The 24,153-nt window shown below is 57.4% G+C and carries 24 protein-coding genes; 15 read left to right on the top strand and 9 right to left on the bottom strand.

What is annotated here, in order from left to right:
- Positions 1-19: 19 nt before the first annotated feature.
- Complete coding sequence (gene fimC / locus HF650_RS06170; protein WP_187801622.1) at positions 20-712, bottom strand: type 1 fimbria chaperone FimC; 693 nt, start codon at positions 710-712, stop codon at positions 20-22.
- 91 nt (positions 713-803) lie between these two features.
- Positions 804-1,358, bottom strand: a complete 555-nt coding sequence (gene fimA, locus HF650_RS06165; RefSeq protein ID WP_187801621.1) for a type 1 fimbrial major subunit FimA — start codon at positions 1,356-1,358, stop codon at positions 804-806.
- Positions 1,359-1,874: 516 nt separating this feature from the next.
- Here fimA and folD point away from each other — a divergent pair.
- The 5 genes from folD to HF650_RS06140 all read left to right on the top strand — a co-directional run bounded on the left by folD (position 1,875) and on the right by HF650_RS06140 (position 6,492).
- Entirely contained in the window at positions 1,875-2,741 is an 867-nt protein-coding gene (gene folD, locus HF650_RS06160) for a bifunctional methylenetetrahydrofolate dehydrogenase/methenyltetrahydrofolate cyclohydrolase FolD (protein WP_187801620.1), read from the top strand.
- A gap of 1 nt (position 2,742) precedes the next feature.
- Positions 2,743-2,955, top strand: a complete 213-nt coding sequence (ybcJ, locus tag HF650_RS06155) for a ribosome-associated protein YbcJ (RefSeq protein ID WP_187801619.1) — start codon at positions 2,743-2,745, stop codon at positions 2,953-2,955.
- A gap of 362 nt (positions 2,956-3,317) precedes the next feature.
- Positions 3,318-4,820, top strand: coding sequence for a PTS transporter subunit EIIC (locus HF650_RS06150; RefSeq protein WP_187801618.1), 1,503 nt, complete (start codon positions 3,318-3,320; stop codon positions 4,818-4,820).
- Between the two features lie 66 nt (positions 4,821-4,886).
- Positions 4,887-5,903, top strand: coding sequence for a substrate-binding domain-containing protein (locus HF650_RS06145; RefSeq protein ID WP_187801617.1), 1,017 nt, complete (start codon positions 4,887-4,889; stop codon positions 5,901-5,903).
- A gap of 67 nt (positions 5,904-5,970) precedes the next feature.
- Positions 5,971-6,492, top strand: a complete 522-nt coding sequence (locus tag HF650_RS06140) for a metal-dependent hydrolase (protein WP_187801616.1) — start codon at positions 5,971-5,973, stop codon at positions 6,490-6,492.
- A 91-nt stretch (positions 6,493-6,583) separates the two neighbouring features.
- Here HF650_RS06140 and cysS read toward each other — a convergent pair whose 3' ends face one another.
- Complete coding sequence (gene cysS, locus HF650_RS06135; protein ID WP_187801615.1) at positions 6,584-7,969, bottom strand: cysteine--tRNA ligase; 1,386 nt, start codon at positions 7,967-7,969, stop codon at positions 6,584-6,586.
- Between the two features lie 174 nt (positions 7,970-8,143).
- Between cysS and ppiB the strand changes: the two genes are divergently transcribed.
- The 5 genes from ppiB to mnmH all read left to right on the top strand — a co-directional run bounded on the left by ppiB (position 8,144) and on the right by mnmH (position 12,349).
- Entirely contained in the window at positions 8,144-8,638 is a 495-nt protein-coding gene (gene ppiB / locus HF650_RS06130; RefSeq protein ID WP_187801614.1) for a peptidylprolyl isomerase B, read from the top strand.
- A gap of 3 nt (positions 8,639-8,641) precedes the next feature.
- Positions 8,642-9,364 (top strand): UDP-2,3-diacylglucosamine diphosphatase, encoded by a 723-nt coding sequence (gene lpxH, locus HF650_RS06125; RefSeq protein ID WP_187801613.1) that lies wholly within the window; start codon positions 8,642-8,644, stop codon positions 9,362-9,364.
- Positions 9,365-9,492: 128 nt separating this feature from the next.
- Positions 9,493-10,002, top strand: a complete 510-nt coding sequence (gene purE / locus HF650_RS06120; RefSeq protein WP_094419569.1) for a 5-(carboxyamino)imidazole ribonucleotide mutase — start codon at positions 9,493-9,495, stop codon at positions 10,000-10,002.
- Positions 9,999-11,063: a 5-(carboxyamino)imidazole ribonucleotide synthase gene (gene purK, locus HF650_RS06115; RefSeq protein WP_187801612.1), complete on the top strand. Its 1,065-nt coding sequence runs from the start codon at positions 9,999-10,001 to the stop codon at positions 11,061-11,063. The genes purE and purK overlap by 4 nt, the downstream gene beginning before the upstream one ends.
- Before the next feature lie 212 nt (positions 11,064-11,275).
- Positions 11,276-12,349, top strand: a complete 1,074-nt coding sequence (gene mnmH, locus HF650_RS06110; RefSeq protein WP_187801611.1) for a tRNA 2-selenouridine(34) synthase MnmH — start codon at positions 11,276-11,278, stop codon at positions 12,347-12,349.
- Between the two features lie 329 nt (positions 12,350-12,678).
- On the opposite strand, the gene HF650_RS06105 is transcribed toward mnmH, so the two are convergent.
- From HF650_RS06105 to ybbA, 6 genes are all read right to left on the bottom strand, one after another.
- Positions 12,679-13,338 (bottom strand): methionine ABC transporter permease, encoded by a 660-nt coding sequence (locus HF650_RS06105; protein ID WP_187801610.1) that lies wholly within the window; start codon positions 13,336-13,338, stop codon positions 12,679-12,681.
- On the bottom strand, positions 13,331-14,350 hold the full coding sequence (gene sfbB / locus HF650_RS06100; protein ID WP_187801609.1) for a virulence-associated ABC transporter ATP-binding protein SfbB: 1,020 nt from the start codon (positions 14,348-14,350) through the stop codon (positions 13,331-13,333). The genes HF650_RS06105 and sfbB overlap by 8 nt, the downstream gene beginning before the upstream one ends.
- 62 nt (positions 14,351-14,412) lie before the next feature.
- On the bottom strand, positions 14,413-15,249 hold the full coding sequence (locus HF650_RS06095; protein WP_187801608.1) for a MetQ/NlpA family ABC transporter substrate-binding protein: 837 nt from the start codon (positions 15,247-15,249) through the stop codon (positions 14,413-14,415).
- A gap of 715 nt (positions 15,250-15,964) precedes the next feature.
- Positions 15,965-17,107, bottom strand: coding sequence for a porin (locus HF650_RS06090; protein WP_128483466.1), 1,143 nt, complete (start codon positions 17,105-17,107; stop codon positions 15,965-15,967).
- A gap of 183 nt (positions 17,108-17,290) precedes the next feature.
- Positions 17,291-19,705: a putative ABC transporter permease subunit YbbP gene (gene ybbP / locus HF650_RS06085; RefSeq protein WP_187801607.1), complete on the bottom strand. Its 2,415-nt coding sequence runs from the start codon at positions 19,703-19,705 to the stop codon at positions 17,291-17,293.
- Positions 19,702-20,388, bottom strand: coding sequence for a putative ABC transporter ATP-binding protein YbbA (gene ybbA, locus HF650_RS06080; protein ID WP_187801606.1), 687 nt, complete (start codon positions 20,386-20,388; stop codon positions 19,702-19,704). The genes ybbP and ybbA overlap by 4 nt, the downstream gene beginning before the upstream one ends.
- Here ybbA and tesA point away from each other — a divergent pair.
- From tesA to HF650_RS06055, 5 genes are all read left to right on the top strand, one after another.
- Positions 20,359-20,982 carry a multifunctional acyl-CoA thioesterase I/protease I/lysophospholipase L1 gene (tesA, locus tag HF650_RS06075; protein ID WP_187802617.1) on the top strand — a complete coding sequence of 208 codons (624 nt, stop codon included), beginning with the start codon at positions 20,359-20,361 and terminating at the stop codon, positions 20,980-20,982. The genes ybbA and tesA overlap by 30 nt on opposite strands.
- Before the next feature lie 28 nt (positions 20,983-21,010).
- Entirely contained in the window at positions 21,011-21,781 is a 771-nt protein-coding gene (locus tag HF650_RS06070; RefSeq protein ID WP_187801605.1) for an SDR family oxidoreductase, read from the top strand.
- A gap of 59 nt (positions 21,782-21,840) precedes the next feature.
- Positions 21,841-22,695 carry a co-chaperone YbbN gene (locus tag HF650_RS06065; protein ID WP_187801604.1) on the top strand — a complete coding sequence of 285 codons (855 nt, stop codon included), beginning with the start codon at positions 21,841-21,843 and terminating at the stop codon, positions 22,693-22,695.
- Between the two features lie 84 nt (positions 22,696-22,779).
- A complete protein-coding gene (locus tag HF650_RS06060; RefSeq protein WP_187801603.1) occupies positions 22,780-23,694 on the top strand; it encodes an SPFH domain-containing protein in 915 nt (304 codons plus the stop codon).
- Positions 23,691-24,152, top strand: a complete 462-nt coding sequence (locus HF650_RS06055; RefSeq protein ID WP_187801602.1) for an NfeD family protein — start codon at positions 23,691-23,693, stop codon at positions 24,150-24,152. The genes HF650_RS06060 and HF650_RS06055 overlap by 4 nt, the downstream gene beginning before the upstream one ends.
- Position 24,153 lies beyond the last annotated feature (1 nt).

Genomic DNA, 24,153 nt, shown 5'->3' with positions numbered 1-24,153 from the left:
TTTACCACCCGCCGCCCCTTTATTGCAGGCTAACGGTTCTGACTGCCGTAACGGCACCGTAATCATTGACTGTCTGAAAAGTAAGAACGCCCCGGCTTTCGGACGGCAGCGCCATCTGTGTGCTATTTTTTGGTGCCACCATGACGTTATTTAACTTCCGCTGGTTGAGATGCACATTCACTAGCGATAAATAAAAGGGCGACGCGTTGGTGATTTTTAGACTATTTCCCTCGCGGTTAAAGCTCAGCGCCGCCGGAGCCTCTCTCACCGAATCGGTGAGCGTTGAGGGGCGCACGAAGAGCTTGATACGCGACAAAATCGCCAGATGCAGCACGTTTTTGCCCTCGATGCTCTCTTTTTCCACCGCAGGGATCGCTTTTACGTTAAGCCAAAACAGCGATTCCCGATCAGTGGGCAGCGGTGGGCCGACATAAATAATACGCAAGGTATTTTCACTGTTCGGTTCACTCACAAATAAAGGGGGCGTGACAACAAATGTTTTCACCTTCTGCCCCTGGTCATCATCAATCCAGGAATTAATTAAGAACCGGGATTTTTTATCGCTATTATTCACCGCGAGAGAGGTTTGTTTCGCCCCGGCAGGATAAATAACCCGAGTAGCACCTAACGAAATCCCACCATCAGCATTTACGGCATACGGCGTAATAAAAAGAAAGATAGCCGCAACACCACTTTGCAATAATTTGTGCATGGTCAGTATTTATAAAAAAGTAGTCAAGACAAAATTAACAGATGTCCACAAGAACTCGTCCCTGAGAATGTAGCCTCCTGTCCCCCATTTCTTATTCGTACTTTATAATAAACATCGTATCAGCATTTGCCGAACCCGGTGTCACCTGCGCCGTAGTTGCTTTATAACGTGCGGCAAATTGCAACGTATTGCTTCCGGCAGCCAGGTTTCGCGCCACAGAATAAGTTGCCCCGTCAGGTTTCAGCGTATTGGAGCTGCTATCAAGGATCTCAATAGCAACTCCCTTCGCGCTGGTACTGCTGTCGCCGGCCGTAAGCGCTAACAGCGTTGGATCAGCCTCATCAGCCTTACCTGAAAACGCCACAGATGCCTGTGTGGCAACGTTGCGATCGCACTCATTTACGGAGAGGGTGAAAGGCACCAGCGGGGTGGTATCACCGACATTGCTAAACAAGGTCGTGTGGTATTGCCCCATGGCAACGGTCTGGCTGCTCGACTGCACGCTAATTGCGCAGGCAATCTGTACCAGTTCACCTTCAAAATGAATATTCCCTCCCGGAATAGACACTGGCCCGCGGGCCTGAGCTAAACCGGAAAACAACATCAGGCTCGCTGCAAGCGAAATAACTATGGGTTTGGTTTTCATATAATATCCTTATAATTCGCCTGGCGATGTTCATCATCCTGTTGAATTTCGCCAATGACTGAAGGCATTTAATGCCCGAAAGATATTCTCTTCCGTGAAAATATTTACGAAATATTCCTCATTTCGCGTGCCCCCCTGGTCAAGTAAAACGAATTAAAGTTATTTAATTATCATTATTACTTGCTGCCCTATTAAATTAGCCCGATGGCAAAATTTAAAATAGATACAAATGCTGCATTTCCCCTAAGTGGTTTCTTAAGAAGAACTAAGAAATAGCCTTGCCATATTTTATTAGCGGTCGCCGAAATAGTGACACATACCGCATACATGCAGGTCTGCCGGTAGGTTTCTTAAGGGTGATGAGTTGTTTCTATTTTGTTAATTGAAGCCCAGTACCCTTCACCGCTTGCTGCTTCGCAAGTGAAAACCGCAAACGGTAACTGACAGCGCGGCGTGCTTCTGACAGAATAGCGCGCATCCCCTTTAGTCAATTTAACAGATGGAACCCTCTCTCTGATGGCAGCAAAAATTATTGATGGTAAAACGATTGCGCAGCAGGTGCGCTCTGAGGTTGCTGAAAAAGTTCGTGCCCGTGTGGCGGCCGGTTTTCGCGCTCCGGGCCTGGCCGTCGTTCTGGTTGGTAGCAACCCGGCCTCGCAAATTTATGTCGGCAGTAAACGCAAAGCGTGTGAGGAGGTGGGTTTTATCTCCCGCTCTTACGATCTGCCGGAAACCACCAGCGAAGCCGAGCTGCTGGGACTGATTGACGAGCTCAACGCCGATAGCGCAATCGATGGCATTCTGGTGCAGCTGCCGCTGCCTGCGGGCATTGACAACGTAAAAGTGCTGGAGCGTATCGCGCCTGATAAAGACGTGGATGGTTTTCACCCTTACAATGTCGGGCGTCTGTGTCAGCGTGCGCCGCGTCTGCGCCCCTGCACGCCGCGCGGGATTGTCACCCTGCTTGAGCGTTACAACATCGACACCTTCGGCCTGAACGCCGTGGTGGTCGGCGCGTCAAACATTGTTGGCCGCCCGATGAGCATGGAGCTGCTGCTGGCCGGTTGTACCACTACCGTAACGCACCGCTTTACGAAAAATCTGCGCCACCATGTAGAAAACGCCGATCTGCTGATCGTCGCGGTGGGCAAACCGGGCTTTATCCCCGGCGAGTGGATTAAAGAGGGCGCAATTGTCATCGATGTTGGCATCAACCGGCTGGAAAACGGCAAAGTGGTTGGTGATGTGGTGTTTGAGGAGGCCGCCGCGCGCGCCGCTTACATTACGCCCGTTCCCGGCGGCGTCGGTCCAATGACCGTGGCAACCCTGATCCAGAACACGCTGCAGGCGTGTGAAGAATATCACGATGTAAAAGGCAATTAAGATGGCAACATTTTCCCTTGGTAAACACCCGCACGTTGAACTGTGCGATCTACTGAAACTGGAAGGCTGGAGCGAGAGCGGCGCGCAGGCGAAGATCGTTATCGCCGATGGTTATGTGAAAGTCGACGGCGTGGTTGAAACGCGTAAGCGTTGCAAAATTGTCGCCGGGCAAACCGTCAGCTTCGACGGCCAGAGCGTCACCGTTACCGCGTAATCCTCTCTGCCCGATGGCGCTTTGCTTATCGGGCCTACAACTCCTCTGCTTGCATCCTGCGGCGATTCTGCCCGCTGCCGCTTTGCTTATCGGACCGACAATCTCCGCATGGTGATTCGATGCGCGCAGGCCGGATAAGGCGCAGCCGCTATCCGGCAGTGCGCATCCAATGCCTATTTACTACCCCGCATCGATAACGGTTAATTGCCGATCGACCTCAAAGAATCACCAAATCCTCTGGCTGAACCACAAATTTCTATTGCGGCATTTTAAGAGTTATCTCACGATGAGTAGAACGTTCTACTAAAACGTTCTACTTACAAAAATATCGCGCAAAAGGCGCATCTTCGGGGGACATCAGCATGAGTCTGGTATCAGGGTTGGTTAAATCGCTCTCTAAATTGTCGATGATTGGTCGCGCCTTAATGCTGCCCATCTCGCTGCTACCCGCTGCGGGGCTGTTACTGGCCTTCGGCGATAAATTTCACCTGCCGTTAATGATGAATGCTGGTGGCGTCATCTTTGACAACCTGCCGATGCTCTTCGCTATCGGATCTGCGGTCGGGCTTGCCTCGGAATCGGGCATTGCCGCACTGTCTGCGGCTGTCTCGGTATTTATTACCAATATCACTATTGGCACCATGCTCGGCATAACGCCGGAGATGGCATCCCAGGGCGGCAAATATGCGATGGTGGTCGGCATCCCGACCTTACAGATGGGTGTCTTTGGCGGCCTCATCTGCGGTATCCTTGCGGCGTGGTGTTACAACCGCTTCCATACCCTGCAGCTTCCCGAGTTTCTCGGCTTCTTCTCCGGTAAGCGTTTTGTCGCTATCGCCACCGCGTTTCTCTCATTCTTGCTGGGCCTGCTGCTGCCGTATGTCTGGCAACATATTCAGGCCGGTATTGATGCGCTCTCGGTGGTAGTCAACGGCGATAACCAGGCGGCATCAACCTTTATCTTCGGTCTGGTCGAACGCGCGCTGATCCCGCTGGGCCTGCACCACATCTGGTACCCGTCGTTCTGGTATTCGTTTGGTGATTACACGACCCAGGCAGGCCAGCTGATCCACGGCGATCAAACTATCTGGTTCAAGATGCTGGAAGAGGGTGTGAAATCCTTCAGCAGCGACAGCTACCACGACGCCGGTAAGTTTATGCAGGGCGAGTTTCCGCTGATGCTGTTTGCGCTGCCGGCGGCCTGTCTGGCGATGTACCACGAAGCGCATACACGCAACAAAAAGATCGCCTTCGGTATTCTCTTCTCCGCCGCGCTGACCTGCTTCCTGACGGGCATCACCGAGCCGGTCGAGTTCACCTTTATCTTTGTGGCACCGATCCTCTACGTCTTTAACGCCATCATGGCGGGTCTGGCCTATATGTCGATGTACCTGCTGCATGCGCACATTGCCAAATCCTTCTCCGCCGGCTTTATCGACTACCTGTCGTTCGGCATCCTACCGTCGTTTAACGGCTATCAAACCAACTACCTGAATGCAGTGATTGTCGGTATCCCAATGGCGGTGATTTACTACTTCACCTTCCGCTTTGTGATCCGTCGTTTTGATGTCAAAACGCCGGGTCGCACGGACGTGACAGCAACGGCAGATGATAAAACCGACAGCGAACTGGCGGGTGAAATCATCGGCCTGCTGGGCGGCGAGCAGAATATCGCCTCCGTCGGATCCTGCATTACGCGCCTGCGTCTGGAGGTGGCGGATAGCCAGAAAGTGGATAAAGATGGGCTGAATAATCTTGGCGCGCGCGGCGTGGTGTTTGTCGGCGACAGCGGCATCCAGGTCATTTTTGGCGCAAGGGCACAATTTATCGCCCAGAGCATGTCCACACAGATCGGCAAAGCATAAGATAACGGCCTGGCACGCACCGGCGTGTCAGGCCCGGCTGAACAGTGTAAACGACAGGGAGCAGCGTTGAAGAAAGTCAGCATTATTGATGTGGCAAAGCACGCGGGTGTCTCCGTTTCCACGGTCTCGCTGGTGCTGCGCCAGAAAGGGAAAATCTCCGACGCGACCATCGAAAAAGTGCAGGTAGCGATTGCCGCACTCGGGTATGTGCATAACGTCGCGGCGGCGAATCTGCGCGCCAACACCTCCAATCTTATCGGCCTTATCCTGCGCGACTTCAGCGACAGCTTCTCAATCAAAGTGATGGCCAGCATCGTGCAGGAGCTGGAAAAGCACGGCTTTATGGTCTTTCTCGGCCAGCCGCTGAATGATGGCGATCACCTCGAGCGCAGCCTGCTCTCCTTTCAACAACAGGGTGTGGCTGGCGTGATTTACCTCTCGTGTGATACGCGGTCACTCACCCTGCCCGCACAACTGCAACAGTGCGCGCTGCCGCTGGTGGTGGTCTCGCAATCGCTACTGGAGGAGCCTTGTGATCTGGTGATGCGCGATAACCGCCAGGCCGCCGCGCTGGCGACCCGTTACCTGATTGAACGCGGTCATCGCAATATTGCCTATATTGGCGGTATTGAGGGAGATGTGATCCGCCAGCAGCGGCTGCTCGGTTTTCGCCACGCAATGAACCAGCACGGCCTGATGCTGCGCGATGGCGCGACGCCCGCCTGCCGCGGCGACACGGAAGCGGCCAGCCGCGCCACCCGCCAGCTGCTGGAACAGCACAACACCATCACCGCCCTGCTCTGCCACTCGCCCGATGCGATGATTGGCTCAATAAGCGGCATTCATCACACCGGGCGCACCGTCGGGAAAGATCTCTTTTTAACCCAGCAGGTGGCGCTGGTCGGCTTCGAAGATATGCTGCATATCAACCTCACCTCACCGGCGTTTACCTATGTCTCCTCCGCCAGTGAAGAGAGCGGTCGCCAGGCCGCCGGGCTGATGATGCGCAAGCTCAAGGAGCCGCAGTTACAAACGCAGCGCATTACCCTCTCCGGGCAGCTTGTCGTGCGCGAATCTGCCTGACACACAAATCAGGCGTGAAGCGTGCAAATTAGCCGCTATAATCCCTTTTTTCTCAGGGAGATGCTCTATGCCAACCATCATTACGCACGCTGCTGTTCCGCTCTGCCTCGGGCTTGGCCTCGGCAGTAAAGCCATTCCACGGGGTTTGCTGCTGGCGGGAATGGGGCTTGCCATGCTGCCGGACGCCGATGTGCTGGCGTTTAAATTCGGCGTCGCTTACGGTGATGTTCTGGGCCACCGCGGTTTTACCCACTCCCTGCTGTTCGCCTTCGTCGCCCCGCTGCTGGTTGCCTGGCTCGGGCATAAGCGCTTTAAGGCCAGCCTCATGCGCTGTTGGGCTTTCCTCACCGTCTCCCTGCTGTCGCACAGCCTGCTGGACTCCATCACTACCGGCGGGAAAGGGGTTGGCTGGCTCTGGCCGTGGTCGGATGAACGCTTTTTTGCGCCGTGGCAGGTGATCAAAGTCGCGCCGTTCGCCCTGTCGCGCTACACCACGCCCTACGGGCACCAGGTGATCCTCTCAGAGCTGATGTGGGTATGGCTGCCGGGCGTGGTGGTGATGGGATTATTGTGGTGGCGCAGACGGTAAGGTCGCTCAGTAAAAAGAAAAGCCGCCATCCGGCACAGCGCGGATGGCGGCTTCGATAAACGGACAGCGCGAGCGCCTGTCCGGTCAGAGATTACTTACGACGCCAGGTGGTGCCCTGCGGGCCATCTTCCAGCACGATGCCCATCTCGTTCAGGCGATCGCGCGCGGCATCAGCCGCCGCCCAGTCCTTCGCTTTACGCGCATCCAGACGCTGCTGAATAAGCTGCTCAATTTCCGCGACTTCGCTCTCATCCGCCTGCGCACCGCTCTGCAGGAAGAGATCCGGGTTCTGCTCCAGCAGCCCCAGCACGCCCGCGAGTTTACGCATATGCGAGGCCAGCGCGTTTGCCGCATGGGCATCTTCCGTTTTCAGGCGGTTCACCTCACGCGCCATATCAAACAGCACCGAGTAAGCTTCCGGCGTGTTGAAGTCATCATCCATCGCTTCAATAAAGCGCGCTTCAAAGGCTTCACCGCCCTCAGGTGCCACCGAGGCATCGGTTCCGCGCAGCGCGGTGTAGAGACGCTCCAGCGCCGAGCGGGCCTGCTTGAGGTTCTCTTCGCTGTAGTTGAGCTGGCTGCGGTAGTGACCCGACATCAGGAAGTAGCGAATGGTTTCCGCATCGTAATACTTCAGCACGTCGCGCACGGTAAAGAAGTTACCCAGCGATTTGGACATCTTCTCGCGGTCAACCATCACCATGCCGGAGTGCATCCAGTAGTTAACGTACTCGCCATCATGCGCGCAGGTCGACTGGGCGATTTCGTTTTCGTGGTGCGGGAACATCAGATCCGATCCGCCGCCGTGAATATCAAAATGCGACCCCAGCTGTTTGCAGTTCATCGCCGAACACTCAATATGCCAGCCCGGACGCCCTTCGCCCCACGGTGACGGCCAGCTCGGCTCGCCCGGCTTGGACATCTTCCACAGCACGAAATCCATCGGGTTGCGTTTGATATCTGCCACTTCGACGCGTGCGCCCGCCTGCAGCTGATCGAGATCCTGGCGTGAAAGCTGACCATAGTTCGGATCGCTTGGCACGGAGAACATTACATCGCCATTATCCGCGACATAGGCGTGACCGCGCGCCAGCAGGCTCTCGGTGATCTCAATAATTTCGTGAATATGGTGCGTCGCGCGCGGTTCGCTATCCGGGCGCAGAATATTGAGGGCGTCAAAATCGGTGTGCATCTCGGCGATCATGCGATCGACCAGCGCCACAAAATCCTCACCGTTCTCATTGGCACGTTTGATGATTTTGTCGTCGATATCGGTGATATTGCGCACATACTTCAGCTTATAGCCGATGAAACGCAGATAGCGCGCGACGACGTCAAAAGCGACGAAGGTACGGCCATGACCGATGTGACAGAGATCGTAAACAGTGATACCACACACGTACATGCCGACTTCCCCGGCATGGATAGGTTTGAATTCCTCTTTTTGGCGCGTCAGTGTATTAAAAATTTTTAACATCGAAGATTCCATGTAGACGTGTGTGGGCGTGAAAACCGTATATATTACCTGTAATTCAAACCCGAAGCAGCTCACTTTGCAAGGTGATCCCGCCTCGCGCTTATGCTATAACAAGCCACTATATCTGACCCACATCCGGGTCTACGCACCACACTATCAGAACAGGATGCAATAATGGTTACTTTCCACACTAATCACGGCGATATCGTAATCAAAACCTTTGATGACAAAGCGCCTGAAACAGTTAAAAACTTCCTGGACTACTGCCGTGAAGGTTTCTACAACAACACCATTTTCCACCGTGTGATCAACGGCTTTATGATTCAGGGCGGCGGTTTTGAACCGGGTATGAACCAGAAAGTGACGAAAGATCCGATCAAAAATGAAGCCAACAACGGCCTGAAAAACACCCGTGGCACGCTGGCAATGGCGCGTACCCAGGCTCCGCACTCCGCCACCGCACAGTTCTTCATCAACGTTGCGGACAACGACTTCCTGAACTTCAGCGGTGAAAACCTGCAGGGTTGGGGCTACTGCGTCTTCGCAGAAGTGGTTGAAGGGATGGACGTGGTCGACAAGATCAAAGCGGTCTCTACCGGTCGCAGCGGCATGCACCAGGACGTTCCGAAAGAAGATGTGATCATCGAAAGCGTGGACGTCAGCGAGTAATTCGTGGCAACACTCTTTATCGCAGATCTGCATCTGCACACTGAAGAACCGGCGATCACCGCCGGTTTTCTCCATTTTTTAGACGGCGTTGCCCGTCAGGCCGATGCGCTCTACATTCTGGGCGATCTCTTTGAAGCCTGGATTGGCGACGACGATCCCAACCCACTGCACCAGCGCGTCGCAAGCGCCATCCGCGCACTCGTGGACAGCGGCGTCCCCTGCTATTTCATTCACGGTAACCGTGATTTTCTGCTCGGCAAGCGCTTTGCCCGTGAAAGCGGCATGCAGCTTCTTCCGCAGGAAAAGGTGCTCAACCTCTATGGACGTAATGTGCTGATTATGCACGGCGATACGCTCTGCACCGACGATGCAGGCTACCAGGCTTTTCGCGCCAAAGTGCATCAGCCGTGGCTGCAAACTCTCTTTCTCGCCCTGCCGCTTTTTATACGCCATCGCGTGGCGGCAAAAATGCGCGCCGGCAGCCGTGCCGCCAACAGCAGCAAATCGCTGGCGATCATGGATGTCAACCAGCAGGCCGTTATCGAGGCGATGGAAAAGCATCGCGTTCAGTGGCTGATCCACGGTCACACGCACCGCCCTGCCGTTCATCAACTGACCGCGAATGATGCGCCCGCCTGGCGCGCTGTACTCGGTGCCTGGCATAGCGAAGGGTCAATGATACGCGTCAGCGAAAACGACGTAGAGTTAGTGCAATTTCCCTTCTGAAATGCCCTCTGCTCACCCCTCGAATCCGGCAAACTTCACTGCGCAACCGTTTTCCTTGCCTTTTTTCCATGCTATTCTCTCTGCCCTCTGAAGTAGTCTGAAGCACACCCACAGGAGTTTTGAGACGCATGTCTTTAAGCAACCAACCGGCGCGCATCGCCATTGTTATGGGTTCTAAAAGCGATTGGGCCACCATGCAATTCGCCGCAGAAATCCTCGATACCCTGAATGTCCCGCACCATGTTGAAATCGTCTCTGCCCACCGTACGCCCGACAAACTGTTCAGCTTTGCCGAACAGGCGGAGCAAAACGGCTTTCAGGTGATTATCGCAGGCGCCGGCGGCGCGGCGCATCTGCCGGGCATGATTGCCGCCAAAACCCTGGTGCCGGTGCTGGGTGTGCCGGTACAGACCGCGGCTTTAAGCGGTGTCGATAGCCTCTACTCCATCGTGCAGATGCCGCGCGGTATTCCCGTCGGGACGCTGGCGATTGGTAAAGCGGGCGCGTCAAACGCGGCGCTGCTGGCCGCGCAGATCCTTGCCCAGCATGATGCAGAACTGCATCAGCGCCTGGCCGACTGGCGCCAGGGGCAGACGGATGAAGTGCTGGATAACCCGGATCCACGGGGTGCGGCATGAAACAGGTCTGTATATTGGGCAACGGCCAGCTTGGGCGCATGCTGCGCCAGGCGGGCGAGCCGTTAAGCATTGCCGTCTGGCCGGTCGGGCTGGACGACGCACCGGAAGCGGTGCCGTTTCAGCAGAGCGTGATTACCGCCGAGATTGAGCGCTGGCCGGAAACCGCGTTAACCCGCGAGCTGGCGCGCCATCCGGCGTTTGTGAACCGCGACGTTTTCCCGGTGATTGCCGATCGCTTCACGCAAAAACAGCTGTTCGACAAACTCAACCTCGCTACCGCACCGTGGCAGTTGCTGGCGGACAAAAGCGAGTGGCCGGGCGTGTTCGGGCGTCTGGGCGAGCTGGCTATCGTGAAGCGCCGCGTTGGCGGTTATGACGGTCGCGGCCAGTGGCGTTTACGCGCAGCCGATATCGATCAGCTGCCGGATGAGTGCTACGGCGAGTGCATCGTTGAGCAGGGGATCAACTTCTCCGGCGAAGTGTCGCTGGTCGGTGCCCGCGCCCACGATGGCAGCACCGTCTTTTATCCGTTGACCCACAACCTGCATCAGGATGGGATCCTGCGCGCCAGCGTGGTCTTCCCGCAGCCGAATGCCAAACAGCAGCAGCAGGCGGAAGCGATGCTATCGGCGATTATGCATGAGCTGAACTATGTCGGCGTGATGGCGATGGAGTGTTTTGTAACCCCTGGCGGGCTGCTGATCAATGAGCTGGCACCGCGCGTGCACAACAGCGGCCACTGGACGCAAAACGGTGCCTCAATCAGCCAGTTTGAGCTGCATCTGCGCGCAATTGTCGATTTGCCCCTGCCGCCGCCGGTGGTTAACAGCCCGTCGGTGATGATCAACCTGATCGGCAGCGATCTCAATTACGACTGGCTGAAGCTGCCGCTGGTGCATCTGCACTGGTATGACAAAGAGGTGCGCGCCGGGCGTAAAGTAGGCCATCTCAACCTGAATGACAGCGATACCGGCCGCCTCAGCGCGACGCTGGAAGCGCTGGTGCCGTTACTGCCCCCCGAATACGCCAGCGGCATTGCCTGGGCGCAGTCGAAGCTGTAAGGGTAACAGCTGCCGGATGGCGGCTTGCGCCTTATCCGGCCTACATTCGTGATGCTGATGGTTCTGTAGGCCTGATAAGCGAAGCGCCATCAGGCAAAATCCCCCTGCCCCCACACCGTAGGCCGGATAAGCGCAGCGCCATCCGGCAAAAATCCCCACAATCGTCACATTCAGGCGTAAACTCGGCAGCAGTTTTTACAGAAGGACGCCCGATGAACGACGCCACCGATTATCTCGCCATCCTGCGGGATCACACCCCTCTTATTGATGTTCGCGCCCCGATTGAATTTGCCAAAGGCGCGATGCCCGCCGCCATCAACCTGCCGCTGATGAATGACAGCGAACGCGCTGCCGTTGGTACCTGCTATAAACGCGACGGCGCTGAAGCCGCGTTGCGGCTTGGTCATCAACTGGTTAACGGCGACACCCGCGAGCAGCGGATCGCGGCGTGGATCGCAGCCAGTAAACGCGCCCCAAACGCCCTACTCTGCTGCGCGCGCGGCGGTCAGCGTTCGCACATTGTGCAGCAGTGGCTGCATGAACGGCAGATTGACCTGCCGCTAGTCGCAGGCGGCTATAAAGCGCTGCGCCAGGCGGCAATTGAAGCGACTCAGGATCGCATTCAGCGCCCGCTACTGCTAGTCGGCGGCTGTACCGGCAGCGGCAAAACCCTGCTGGTACGCGAGCACCCTAACGGAATCGATCTCGAGGGGCTTGCCCACCACCGCGGTTCATCGTTTGGCCGTACGGCTAAGGCGCAGCACGCGCAGGCGACGTTTGAAAACCACCTGGCGGCCGCGCTGCTCAACGTGTCGCCGCCATTCTGGCTGCTGGAGGATGAAGGCCGGGCGATTGGCGCAAACCATCTGCCCGAAGCCCTGCGCGAACGCATGGCGCAATCGCCGGTGGTAATAGTCGACGATCCGTTTGAGCTGCGCCTTGAGCGGCTGCGCGAGGAGTATTTTGTGCAGACCCTGCAGGCTTTTATTGACCGTGACGGTGAAGAGGCAGGATGGGAGGCTTATGCGGAGTATCTGCGCCACGGGCTGTTTGCCATTCGCCGCCGGCTCGGTTTACAGCGCTATGAGCAATTGACCGTGCATCTGGAAGCGGCACTGGCTGAGCAGCATCATAGCGGCACCACAGAGGCGCATTTCGCCTGGCTCGCTCCGCTGCTGGAGGTCTATTACGATCCGATGTATCGCTACCAGCTGGAGAAACGCGCGCCGATCGTCCATTTTCGCGGCACATTCAAAGAGGTGTCTGCCTGGCTGGCGGCGCAGTGAAGCGTGCCGGATGGCGCTAACGTTTATCCGGCCTACATATCGTGATGTCTATGGGTTTGGTAGGCCTGATAAGCGAAGCGCCATCAGGCGTTTGCCGCACCGAACCCGATTGCCGGATGGCGGCGATGCCTTATCCGGCCTACATACCGTGATGCCGATGGGTTTTGTAGGCCTGATAAGCGAAGCGCCATCAGGCAGTTGTGGCAACCGTGCACAATGCCAGACCGATTGCCGGATGGCGGCGGTGCCTTATCCGGCCTACATTCCTTGCTGCCGATGGATTTGTAGGCCTGATAAGCGAAGCGCTATCAGGCACACTTCCTGAGGTCTTAATGCCGGTCGCGTTTATCGGCGCGTTTCGCCAGCCAGTCGCCAATAACCTGCACAATCTGCACCAGAATAATCAGCGCCACGACGGTGACGATCATCACCTGGGTTTCATACCGGTAATAGCCGAAACGGATCGCAAGATCGCCGACCCCGCCGCCGCCGACAATCCCCGCCATTGCCGAATAGCCAATCAGACTGACCAGCGTAATGGTTAAGCCGCGCAGCAGCCCGGCGCTCGCTTCCGGCAGCAGCACGGTGCAGATAATGCGCAGCGGGCTGGCACCAAAGGCTTCCGCCGCCTCAATAATCCCCTTATCCACTTCGCGCAGCGCACTGTCCACCAGCCGCGCATAAAAGGCGATGGCCGCCACCGATAATGGCACCGAGGCCGCAACAGGCCCAATGGTGTTACCGAGCAGCCACTGCGTCAGCGGCAGGAGCAGCACCAGCAGAATAACAAATGGCACCGAGCGGATAATGTTCACCAGAATGGAGCTCAACAGGTAAACCGCGCGGTTTTGCCAGAACAGATGCCGGTCGGTGACAAAAATCAGGAAACCGAGCGGCAGGCCGCCAATAATCGCCAGCACCGTTGAGATACTGAGCATCTGGAACGTCTCGCCAAACGCGAGGCTTAAATCAGCCAGTAAATCATCCACGGATCACCTCCACCTGCGCCGTCCGGCTGCGAATGTACGCCACGGCATCGCTGACTGCCTGCGGATTTTCCGCCGTCAGCTGTACCACTAAAATGCCCAACGCACGCTCGCCGATATACTCGATTTTGCCGTGCAGGATATTGACCGCCACGCCAAACTTTACCGCCGCATCCGAAAGCACCGGCTGCTCGGCAGAGTCGCCAATAAACAGCACCTTCAGCAGCTGGCCTGGCAAATGTTCATGCAGACGTGCGGGCAGCGTCAGGTTAAGGGTGTGCGACACCAGTTGCTGCGTAAACGGGTGCTGCGGATGGGCAAAGATATCAAACACGTCGCCCTCTTCCACCACTCTGCCCGCCGACATCACCGCCACGCGATCGCAGATAGTTTTGATGACATTCATCTCATGGGTGATCAGCACAATGGTGATCCCCATCCGCGCGTTAATCTCTTTAAGCAGCGCCAGAATGGTGGCAGAGGTTTCCAGATCCAGCGCGGAAGTTGGCTCATCGCAGAGCAGCACATCCGGGTGGTTGGCGATGGCACGCGCAATGCCGACGCGCTGCTTCTGCCCGCCGCTAAGCTGCACCGGATAGCGATTCGCTTTATCGCTTAAGCCTACCAGCGCGAGGATCTCCGCCACGCGTGGCGCAATTTTACTCCGCTCCCAGCCCGCAGCCTTCAGACTGAAGGCGACGTTTTGCGCCACCGTGCGGGTGTGCATCAGGTTGAAGTGCTGGAAAATCATGCCAATGCGCTGGCGCGCCTGGCGCAGCGTCACGCCCTCTAAATCAGAAATGGTGACGCCGTTAATATTGACCCGCCCTTCGCTTGGGCGTTGCAGAGCATTAAGCGTGCGCAGCAGGGTACTTTTCCCCGCGCCGCTGGTACCGACAATGCCGAAAATCTCTCCGGCAGCAATGCGCAGCGAGACCGCCTCCACGGCGCGCGTCGCGCCGCTGCCACCGCGCCCGGCCGGAAAATCGACGCAAACGTTATCTAGTTCAATCATGCCAACCTCAAACGGCAAAAAACAAAAGGCAGGCCGCAGCCTGCCTGGGCACATATCCGCTGTTATTGTTTATCCGCGCTCTGCATCCAGTCGGGTTTCTGGAAAGCGGCAAAGATATTTTTCGGATCGTCAATCACGGCGCGGTAAGCCGGGGATTTCACCGCCGTCACGATATCTTTCGCGAAGGGCTTGTCGGCATCGTCACTGCGCACGGCAATGATATTTTTCAGGTTCTCGTCGAGCTTCTCTTGCTTGATTGCCGAAGAGAGATCCATCCCGGCGGCGACCGCAAAGTTGCCATTTACCAGCGAGGCGGTAACGCCATCAAGCGTACGCGGCAATTGCGCGGCTTCCAGCGGTTTAAACACCAGCCCTTTCGGGTTGCTGGCGATATCGCGCTCCGAGGCTTTGGTCGGATCGATAGCCTCTTTGATGGTAATCAGCCCCAGCGATTGCAGGAAGCGCAGCCCGCGCGCCAGGTTAGTGGGATCGTTTGAGAGGGTAATGATGTCGCCCTTCTTCAGCTCATCGAGGCTTTTGATTTTGTGCGAGTAAAAACCCATCCCGGCGGTCGGCACGGCGATCAGCTTACTGAGCTTGAGGCCTTTATCGGCGGTGAATTTGTCAAAATAGAGGCTGTGCTGAAACAGGTTGGCGTCGATGCTACCGTTAGCCAGCGCCATGTTTGGCTGCACGTAATCGCTGAATTCGCGCACCACAACTTTGTAGCCCTTCTCTTTCAGCGAAGGGGCAATCGCCTGTTTAACCATATCGCCATACGGACCCGGCGCGACGCCGAAAACGATGGTGTGTGGATCGCTGTTGGCCTGCGCGAAAGGCAGACCGCAAACCAGAAGTAGTGCGCCAAAAAGCGCGCGTAAACCGAGACGAGGTCCCATATATTCTCCCTGATGGTAATGATGTGCTGTGTGACGCGGCGTGCAGTGCGTCGCGTTCGGTGTGCGCCTTATAGATAAGACCGGGGAATAAGATGGCACAAAGCCAGCGCAGCGGTAATTGAAAAAAATTCAACTTGTCAGGAAGAAGGAGGGGAAATGCCGGATGGCGGCGATGCCTTATCCGGCCTACGTGGGTGCATTTCCGTAGGCCTGATAAGCGAAGCGCCATCAGGCATTTATGGCAACCGTGCTCGGTGCCAGACCGATTGCCGGATGGCGGCGATGCCTTATCCGGCCTACGCGGGTGCATTTCCGTAGGTCTGATAAGCGAAGCGCCAACAGGCATTTATGGCAACCGTGCTCAGCGCCAGACCGATTGCCGGATGGCGGCAATGCCTTATCCGGCCTACGCGGGTGCATTTCCGTAGGCCTGATAAGCGAAGCGCCATCAGGCATTTATGGCAACCGTGCTCAGCGCCAGACCGATTGCCGGATGGCGGCGATGCCTTATCCGGCCTACGTGGGTGCATTTCCGTAGGCCTGATAAGCGAAGCGCCATCAGGCATTTATGGCAACCGTGCTCAGCGCCAGACCGATTGCCGGATGGCGGCGATGCCTTATCCGGCCTACGTGGGTGCATTTCCGTAGGCCTGATAAGCGAAGCGCCATCAGGCAGTTGCGGCCTGCGCATCAGAAGCAGGCCGACAGGTCGCGGTTAGAAATCGTAACGCAGACGAACCAGGTTCATATCACCCAGGTTGTCGGTGCTGGAGGTGAAGACGTGTTCGTAATCGACACGGAAGCCGTAATCCAACTGCACGGTCACACCCACACCATTATCGATACGCTGATAATTACGACCGCTGGTGAACTCCAGACGGTCACCCATCACGTACGGCTGAATGTATTTCACCGCGTACTGTGCGATCGGGAACTTATACCCGGCAAAATACTCAACGCCCCACGCATCGCCCGCGAAGTAGTTATGCACATCCTTCTTCTTGGTCAGCATGAAGTTTTGATACCAGCCGCCGCCGAGGGAGAAGGTCCAGTTATCCGGGGTCCAGCTCAGCGCGGTGCCAAGGATGTTCTGATCATAGGTTTTGCTGTCGCCGGTAGAAGGCTGACGCATATCCGCACGGGTGTAGTTCCACGCCGCGCCCCAGGTCAGATCGTCGGTCAGGTGATAATCGAGACCCAGGGAGCCGCCGCTCTTACGTTTGTAACGGTTGCCGTCGGTCGCCAGGTAATCATCGCTGAACAGGTAAGAAGCATAGATATCCGCGTCACCCTCGGTTTTCTTATATTTCAGCATCTTGCGTGAACGATAAGAGCCGTCGTAATCGCCTTTAATGCCGTTACCCGGTGCCTGCGCCAGCATGTCGTAGTCCCAGATATCGGTTTTCGCGCCGACAACATCATAGTAAACGCTGTTCTGCTGACCGAAGGTTAACGTGCCCCAGGTCTGGCTTTTCAGGCCGGTGTAGAGCATACGGCGCGTGGTGTTGTGCGCAGTTTCCGCGTAGTGATTATCCCAGTCGAACAGTTTCGGGATATCAACGCCCAGCTCGTAGTAGCTGACCCAGCTGATGTCATCGAACAGGTAGTAATCCGCCGCGAAACGGAAGCGGGAACCGCCGTCAAAACCGTTACGTTTAAAGGCATTTTTGCCATCGTTACCGGTCATATTCTGGAACTGCGGGCGAATCGAGCCGCCGACGGTGAAGTTCAGGCGGCTAAGGGGATCACCCGCCTGCGGGTTTTGTTTCAGAACAGTAATTTCTGCTTGTGCTGTGAAAGACGCCAACGCCACTGCTGCGCCAATGGCTGTCGCCAGGGCGCTTGTTTTTATTTTCATGGTTTTTCCTTGGGAATTGATACAACTAACTGTTAATTAGCGCGGGCATAATATCCCTTATAAGATTCTGGTGGGCGAGGTTTTTTTAATGTTTTGTGCTACTAAACAGCTGCCGGCTGATTGTTTACACGTTGAAACAGAGCGACACCGATTGAATTATCGGTGCCGCTTTTTCAGGCAGGATTAACCACTAAATTGACGGAACAGCGCTTTGCCCTTTAGTAAACGGCTGCCTAACCAACCGCCGCAGAGGGAGAGCAGCAGCGCACCGCAGAGCGGCAACGTGAGCCACAGCCGCCAGTCGGGCTGCCACGGAAAGTCAAACACGCGAGTTTGCAACAGCGCCAGCGCCGTTTCCGCCCCGATGGCGGCGACCAGCCCGGAGACCAGCCCGAGCAGCGCAAACTCACACCACAATGTGGTGCGCAGCAGCCTTTTGCCCGCGCCAAGCGTGCGGTAGACCACCAGCTCCTGGTGACGCTGACGCATGCCGACCTGCACCTGCGCCAGCAGCAGTAGCACGCCGCAGGCGGTCACCAGCACCACCATCACTTCCAGCGCGCGGCTCACCTGCTCCAGCACCTGGCCGACCTGTTTTAAGATCGCGCCAATATCGAGCAGGCTGACGGTCGGAAAGGCGCGGTTAAGCTGCGTTAACATGCCGTTGTTCCCCTCCAGCCGGAAGCTGGTGAGCCAGCTTTGCGGCTGCCCGTCGAGCGCACCCGGCGGGAAGATAAAGAAGAAGTTGGGCCGCAGGCTCTCCCAGTCCACCTTGCGCAGGCTGGAGATTTTGGCGCTGAACGCCTGCGTATCGCCAGTGAAGGTGACCGTATCGCCCAGCTTCAGACCAAGCCGCTCAGCCAGCCCCTCCTCCACCGACACTTCACCCGTTTTTGGCGGCCAGCTGCCCGCAGTAAGCGGGTTGTGGTCCGGCCGCTGCTGCTGCCAGGTGAGGTTAAGCTCGCGATTCAGCGCCTCGTCGGCGTTGCCCTCCGTCGACTGGCCATTAATCTGCGTCATCCTCGCCCGCACAATCGGGTAGAACGCGGCTGGGATCACCTGATGCTCAGCAAGGAAGGTTTTCAGCGGCGCGATCTGCTCCGGGGCGATATTAATCAGAAAGTAATTCGGGCTTTCGGCCGGTAACTGCTGCTGCCAGCGATCGAGCAGGTCGCCGCGCAGCACCAGCAGCATCGCCAGTAACATAAATGAGAGGGAGAAGGCCGACAGCTGGCTGAGCGTCGACCAGGGCTGGCGCAGCAGGCGATTCACCGCCAGGCGCAGCGGCAGCGCTTTCAGGGTCAGGCGCTTCAGCACATTAAGCAGCAGCCAGCCGACCACGCCGCAGAGCAGTGCCAGCACTACCGCCCCCGCCAGCACCGCCCACAGCAGCATGCTGCCGCCCATCAGCCAGGCGAGCAGCAACACGGTGATAATCGCTACCGCCGGAAGATAGAGTTTGAGCGGCCAGACATTCGCCACCGCGTCGCGGCGCAGCACTCGCAGCGGCTGCGTCGCCAGCAGCAAACGATAGGGACGCAGCCCCACCAGCAGCGAGATCACGACAATCGCGCCGATGGCCCACAGCCAGGGCCAGTAGCTTGCGGGCGGCAGCGCGGCGGGCAACACCGGCTTGAGAAGGAGCATCAGCACCTTTTCAAACAGTAACCCCAGCGCGCCGCCGGTGATCACCGCCAGCCCAAGCAGCAGCGCCCACTGGCCGACAATCAGCTTTTGCAGCTGCGTACGACCGGCGCCGAGGGTTTTCAGAATCGCTACCAGATCGTAGCGGCTGCGGCAGTAGTGGCTCATCGCCACCGCGACGGCGGCAACCGCCAGCAGCAGCGTCAGCAGCGCCGATAACAGTAAAAACTGCTGCGAGCGCTGTAGGGATTTACCCAGCGCGCCATCATCCTGCTCCAGCCCGTACCAGCGCTGATCCGCGCCAAGCTGCGGCAGCAGCCACGTCTCATACTTCTCTAACTGCGCCGGCGTGCCGGCAAACTTCACCCGCCAGCTGACGCGGCTGCCTGGCAGGACGGCGCCGGTTTCTGCGACATCCGCGCTATTCATCAGCAGGCGCGGCGCCATCTGAAAGGGGTTAAAGCCGGAATCGGGCTCCTGCGTCACTTCGCCAGCGATGCGCAGCGTGGCGTCGCCCACCTCAATCGTGTCGCCCGGTTTCACATTCAGCAGCGCCATCAGACGCGGGGCGAGCAGCGCCGTGCCCGGCTGCGGCTTCAGCCCGGCAGGCTGCGTTTCCAGCTCGCCATAGAGCGGGTAGCGGCTATCCACCGCTTTCACACTGGCCAGCTGCGGCGTGTCGCCGGCAAACGTCATGGTGCTGAAGCTCACCTGCTCACTCACTTGCAGGCCGCTTTTACGCGCCTCCTCCAGCCAGCCAGGCGGAATTTCATGGGAGCTGCGCAATGCGCGGTCGCCCGCCATAAAATCGCGGCTCTGTTGGCTTAAGCCCTTCTCCATGCGATCGCCGATAGTGCCGAGCGCCAGCACACAGGCTACAGCGAGGCTTAGCGCCATCCAGACAATCAGCAGCGACGGCGAGCGCCATTCGCGCCAGAACCAGCGGGCAATCATGCTTCCTCCTGCAGTTCGCCGTTGACCAGCCGCAGGCGTCTGTCGCAGCGTGCCGCCAGCTGCGCATCATGAGTCACCAGCAGCAGCGTGGTGCCGTAGTGTTGATTCATTGAGAAGAGCAGATCGGCGATTTTGTCGCCCGTTTGCCGATCGAGATTGCCGGTCGGCTCATCGGCGAAGAGTACCGCCGGGCGACCGTTGAAGGCGCGGGCCAGCGCCACGCGCTGCTGTTCGCCACCGGAGAGCTGTGCGGGAAGATGGTCGAGGCGTTTGCCCAGCCCCAACTCCTCGAGTAATGCTTTGGCGCTGCTGCGGCTTTCGCTGCTCTTCTCGCCGCGAAGCAGCGCGGGCAGCTCCACGTTTTCCAGCGCGTTAAGGGTCGGGATCAACATGAAAGATTGAAAAACGAAGCCGACATTTTGTGCGCGTAACTGCGCGCGCGCCTCTTCGTCCATCTTGTGTAACGGCTTGCCGAGCAGGTGCACTTCGCCGCTGCTGCCATCATCCAGCCCGGCGAGAATAGCGAGCAGCGTCGACTTCCCGGAACCGGACTCGCCAATCAGCGCGATGGTTTCAGCTGGTTTGACAACCAGCTCAACTCCGGTAAGGATTGAAAGCTCCTGCTCCCCCTGACCGACGGACTTCTTAAGATGATGAACTTCAACAATGTTTTCCGCTGGCATTTGCCCTTCCTGTTTTTGCTTTTGTTAACCTTTCGCGCCGCGGCGGCGGACACGCTACTGATTCTTGGCGACAGCCTGAGCGCCGGCTATCGGATGGCGGCTACGGCGGCCTGGCCTGCGCTGCTCAATAGCAAGTGGCAGCAGCAGCCTGTGGTGGTGAACGCCAGCATCAGCGGCGACACCTCGCAGCAGGGCCTGGCGCGCCTGCCTGCGCTGTTAAAAGAGCATAAACCACGCTGGGTGCTGGTCGAACTCGGCGGCAACGATGGCCTGCGCGGTTTTCCACCACAGCAAACGGAGCAGACGCTGCGCCAGATTATCGAAACGGTAAAAGCGGCTGATGCGAAGCCGCTGCTGATGCAAATACGGCTGCCCGCCAACTACGGTCGTCGTTATACTGAGGCCTTTGGTGCCATTTACCCGAAGCTTGCCAGCGAGCTGGATGTTCCTCTGCTGCCCTTTTTTATGGAGGAAGTCTATCTGAAACCGCAGTGGATGCAGGATGATGGTATTCACCCCAATCGCGATGCCCAGCCGTTTATTGCCGACTGGATGGCCACGCGACTGGCTCCTTTAGTTAATCACGCCTCCTGAATGTTCAGGCGCGTCCCCAGGTAAAGTTATGCAAAAAACGGTCTTAATAACAGGATGTTCCAGCGGTATTGGTCTGGAGAGCGCCCGCGAGCTAAAGCGTCAGGGGTTTGACGTGCTGGCCGCCTGCCGCAAAGCCGACGATGTTGCGCGGATGGATCAAGAGGGATTTACCGGCGTTTTGCTCGATCTTGATGACGCCGCAAGCGTGGATCGCGCGGCGGATGAGGTGATCGCCCTGACCGGTAATCGCCTCTATGGCCTCTTCAATAACGCCGGTTACGGCGTGTATGGGTCCCTTGACTCCATCAGCAGAGAACAGCTGGAGCAGCAGTTCTCCAGCAACTTTTTCGGTACGCACCAGCTCACGCTACGCCTGCTTCCGGCAATGTTGCCCCACGGCGAAGGGCGCATTGTGATGACCTCGTCGGTGATGGGGCTTATCTCCACGCCCGGTCGCGGTGCCTATGCCGCAAGTAAATATGCGCTGGAAGCCTGGTCAGACGCGCTGCGCATGGAGCTGCGCCACACCGGCATTAAAGTAAGCCTGATTGAGCCAGGCCCCATCCGCACGCGTTTTACCGACAACGTCAACCAGACGCAGCGCGATAAACCTGTCGAAAACCCCGGCATTGCCGCGCACTTTACCCTCGGCCCGGAGGCGGTGGTCGCCAAAGTGCGCCATGCTTTTGAGAGTAAACGGCCGAAATTGCGCTACCCCGTCACGCTGGTGACCTGGGCGGTCAGCCTGCTGAAAAGAGTGCTGCCCGCACGCATGATGGATAAAATTTTGCACGGATGAGTTGAAGGCGCGTGTCGCGTCCCCATCTCATTCTTACTTGTTTAAACAGAGAAATTGCCATGTCCGTACAGAATATCGTCAATATTACCGAAGCGAACCTGCAACAGGTGCTGGAACAGTCCGTTGCGACCCCGGTGCTGTTCTATTTCTGGTCCGAGCGCAGCCAACACTGTCTGCAATTGACGCCGGTCCTGGAAACGCTGGCCGCGCAGTACAACGGGCAGTTTATTCTGGCGAAAGTGGATTGCGATGCCGAGCAGATGGTCGCTTCGCAGTTTGGCCTGCGCGCCATTCCAACGGTCTATCTCTTCCAGAACGGTCAGCCGGTTGATGGTTTCCAGGGCCCGCAGCCGGAAGAGGCGATCCGCGCCCTGCTCGACAAAGTGCTGCCGCGTGAAGAGGAGCTGAAAGCGCAGCAGGCGATGGAGCTGATGCAGGAAGGCAAGCATGCTGAGGCGCTGCCGCTGCTGAAAGAGGCGTGGCAGCTCTCTAACCAGCAGAGCGAAATCGGCTTCCTGCTGGCGGAAACGCTGATTGTGTTAAACCGCGCTGACGAAGCGGAAGCGGTGCTGAAAGTGGTGCCATTGCAGGATCAGGACACACGCTATCAAGGGTTGATTGCGCAGATCGATCTGCTGCGTAAAGCGGCCGACACGCCGGAAATCCAGCAGTTACAACAGCAAGTGGCTGATAACCCGGCAGATGCGGCGCTGGCAACGCAACTGGCGCTGCAGCTGCATCAGGTCGGGCGTAACGAAGAGGCGCTGGAACTGCTGTTTAACCACCTGCGTAAAGATCTCGGCGCGGCCAACGGCGACGCGCGCAAAACGCTGCAAGAGATCCTGGCTGCGCTCGGCACCGGTGATGTGCTGGCCTCGAAATATCGTCGTCAGCTCTACTCACTGCTCTACTGATCACCCTGCTAAATTTGGCGATCGGGCTGCTTTCATCGCCAATTCGGGCTAAGATGGCATCAAATTAAACAGGAGGTTTTTTTGATGCCAATCGTCATTATCGTTCTTATCGTCGTCGCGCTGGTTGTTGTCTTTTCCGGTATAAAAATTGTCCCCCAGGGCTTCCAGTGGACCGTGGAACGCTTTGGTCGTTTTACCCGCACACTGCAACCGGGTCTTAGCCTTGTCGTGCCGTTTATGGATCGCATTGGTCGTAAGATCAATATGATGGAGCAGGTACTCGACATCCCTTCCCAGGAGATCATCTCCAAAGATAACGCCAACGTTACCATTGACGCCGTCTGCTTTATTCAGGTTATCGATGCGCCGCGCGCCGCCTATGAGGTGAGCAATCTGGAGCTGGCGATCGTCAACCTGACCATGACCAATATCCGTACCGTGCTCGGCTCAATGGAGCTGGACGAGATGCTCTCGCAGCGCGACAGCATCAACACCCGCCTGCTGCACATTGTCGATGAAGCCACCAACCCGTGGGGCATCAAGGTAACGCGTATTGAGATCCGCGATGTGCGCCCGCCAGCGGAGCTGGTCTCCTCAATGAACGCGCAGATGAAAGCGGAACGTACTAAACGTGCCTATATTCTGGAAGCTGAAGGAGTGCGTCAGGCTGAGATCCTGAAAGCCGAAGGCGAGAAGCAGTCGCAGATCCTGAAAGCTGAAGGGGAACGTCAATCTGCCTTCCTGCAGGCGGAAGCGCGCGAGCGTTCGGCGGAAGCGGAAGCCCGCGCCACGCAGATGGTCTCTGAAGCGATCGCCTCCGGCGATATCCAGGCGGTGAACTACTTCGTGGCGCAGAAATATACCGAAGCGCTGCAGCAGATTGGTTCCGCCAATAACAGCAAAGTGGTGATGATGCCGCTGGACGCCAGCAGCCTGTTGGGTGCCATCGGCGGTATTGCTGAGCTGGTGAAAGATAGCGCCAACGAGCGTAAAAAATGATCGCCGAACTGCTGATTGAACATACCTACCTCGCCTGGCTGACGCTGGGTGGGTTGCTGCTCGCCGCCGAAATGCTCGGCGGCAATGGGTATCTGTTGTGGAGCGGCATTGCCGCCGTCGCTACCGGTTTGCTGGCGTGGGTCATCCCGTTTAGCTGGGAGTGGCAGGGGGTGCTGTTTGCCCTGCTGACGCTGCTGGCCGCCTGGCTATGGTGGCTGTGGTTGTCAAAACGGGTGAAACAGCAAAACCCCGCCGACGCCTCGCTCAACCTGCGCGGGCAACAGCTGCTCGGCCGCCGTTTCACGCTGGAGAACGCGCTGGTCAACGGCCGCGGGCATATGCGCGTGGGCGACAGCTCATGGCCGGTCTGTGCCGATGGCGATCTCGCCGCCGGTACGCGCGTCGAGGTCATCGCCATTGAAGGTATTACGCTGCGTATCACCCCCGTAAGCGACTAAC

The organism is Kosakonia sp. SMBL-WEM22, assembly GCF_014490785.1.
Taxonomy (GTDB): Bacteria; Pseudomonadota; Gammaproteobacteria; order Enterobacterales; family Enterobacteriaceae; genus Kosakonia.
Note: the sequence above shows the minus strand (reverse complement) of the source record. Positions and strands in the feature narration are given on the sequence as shown.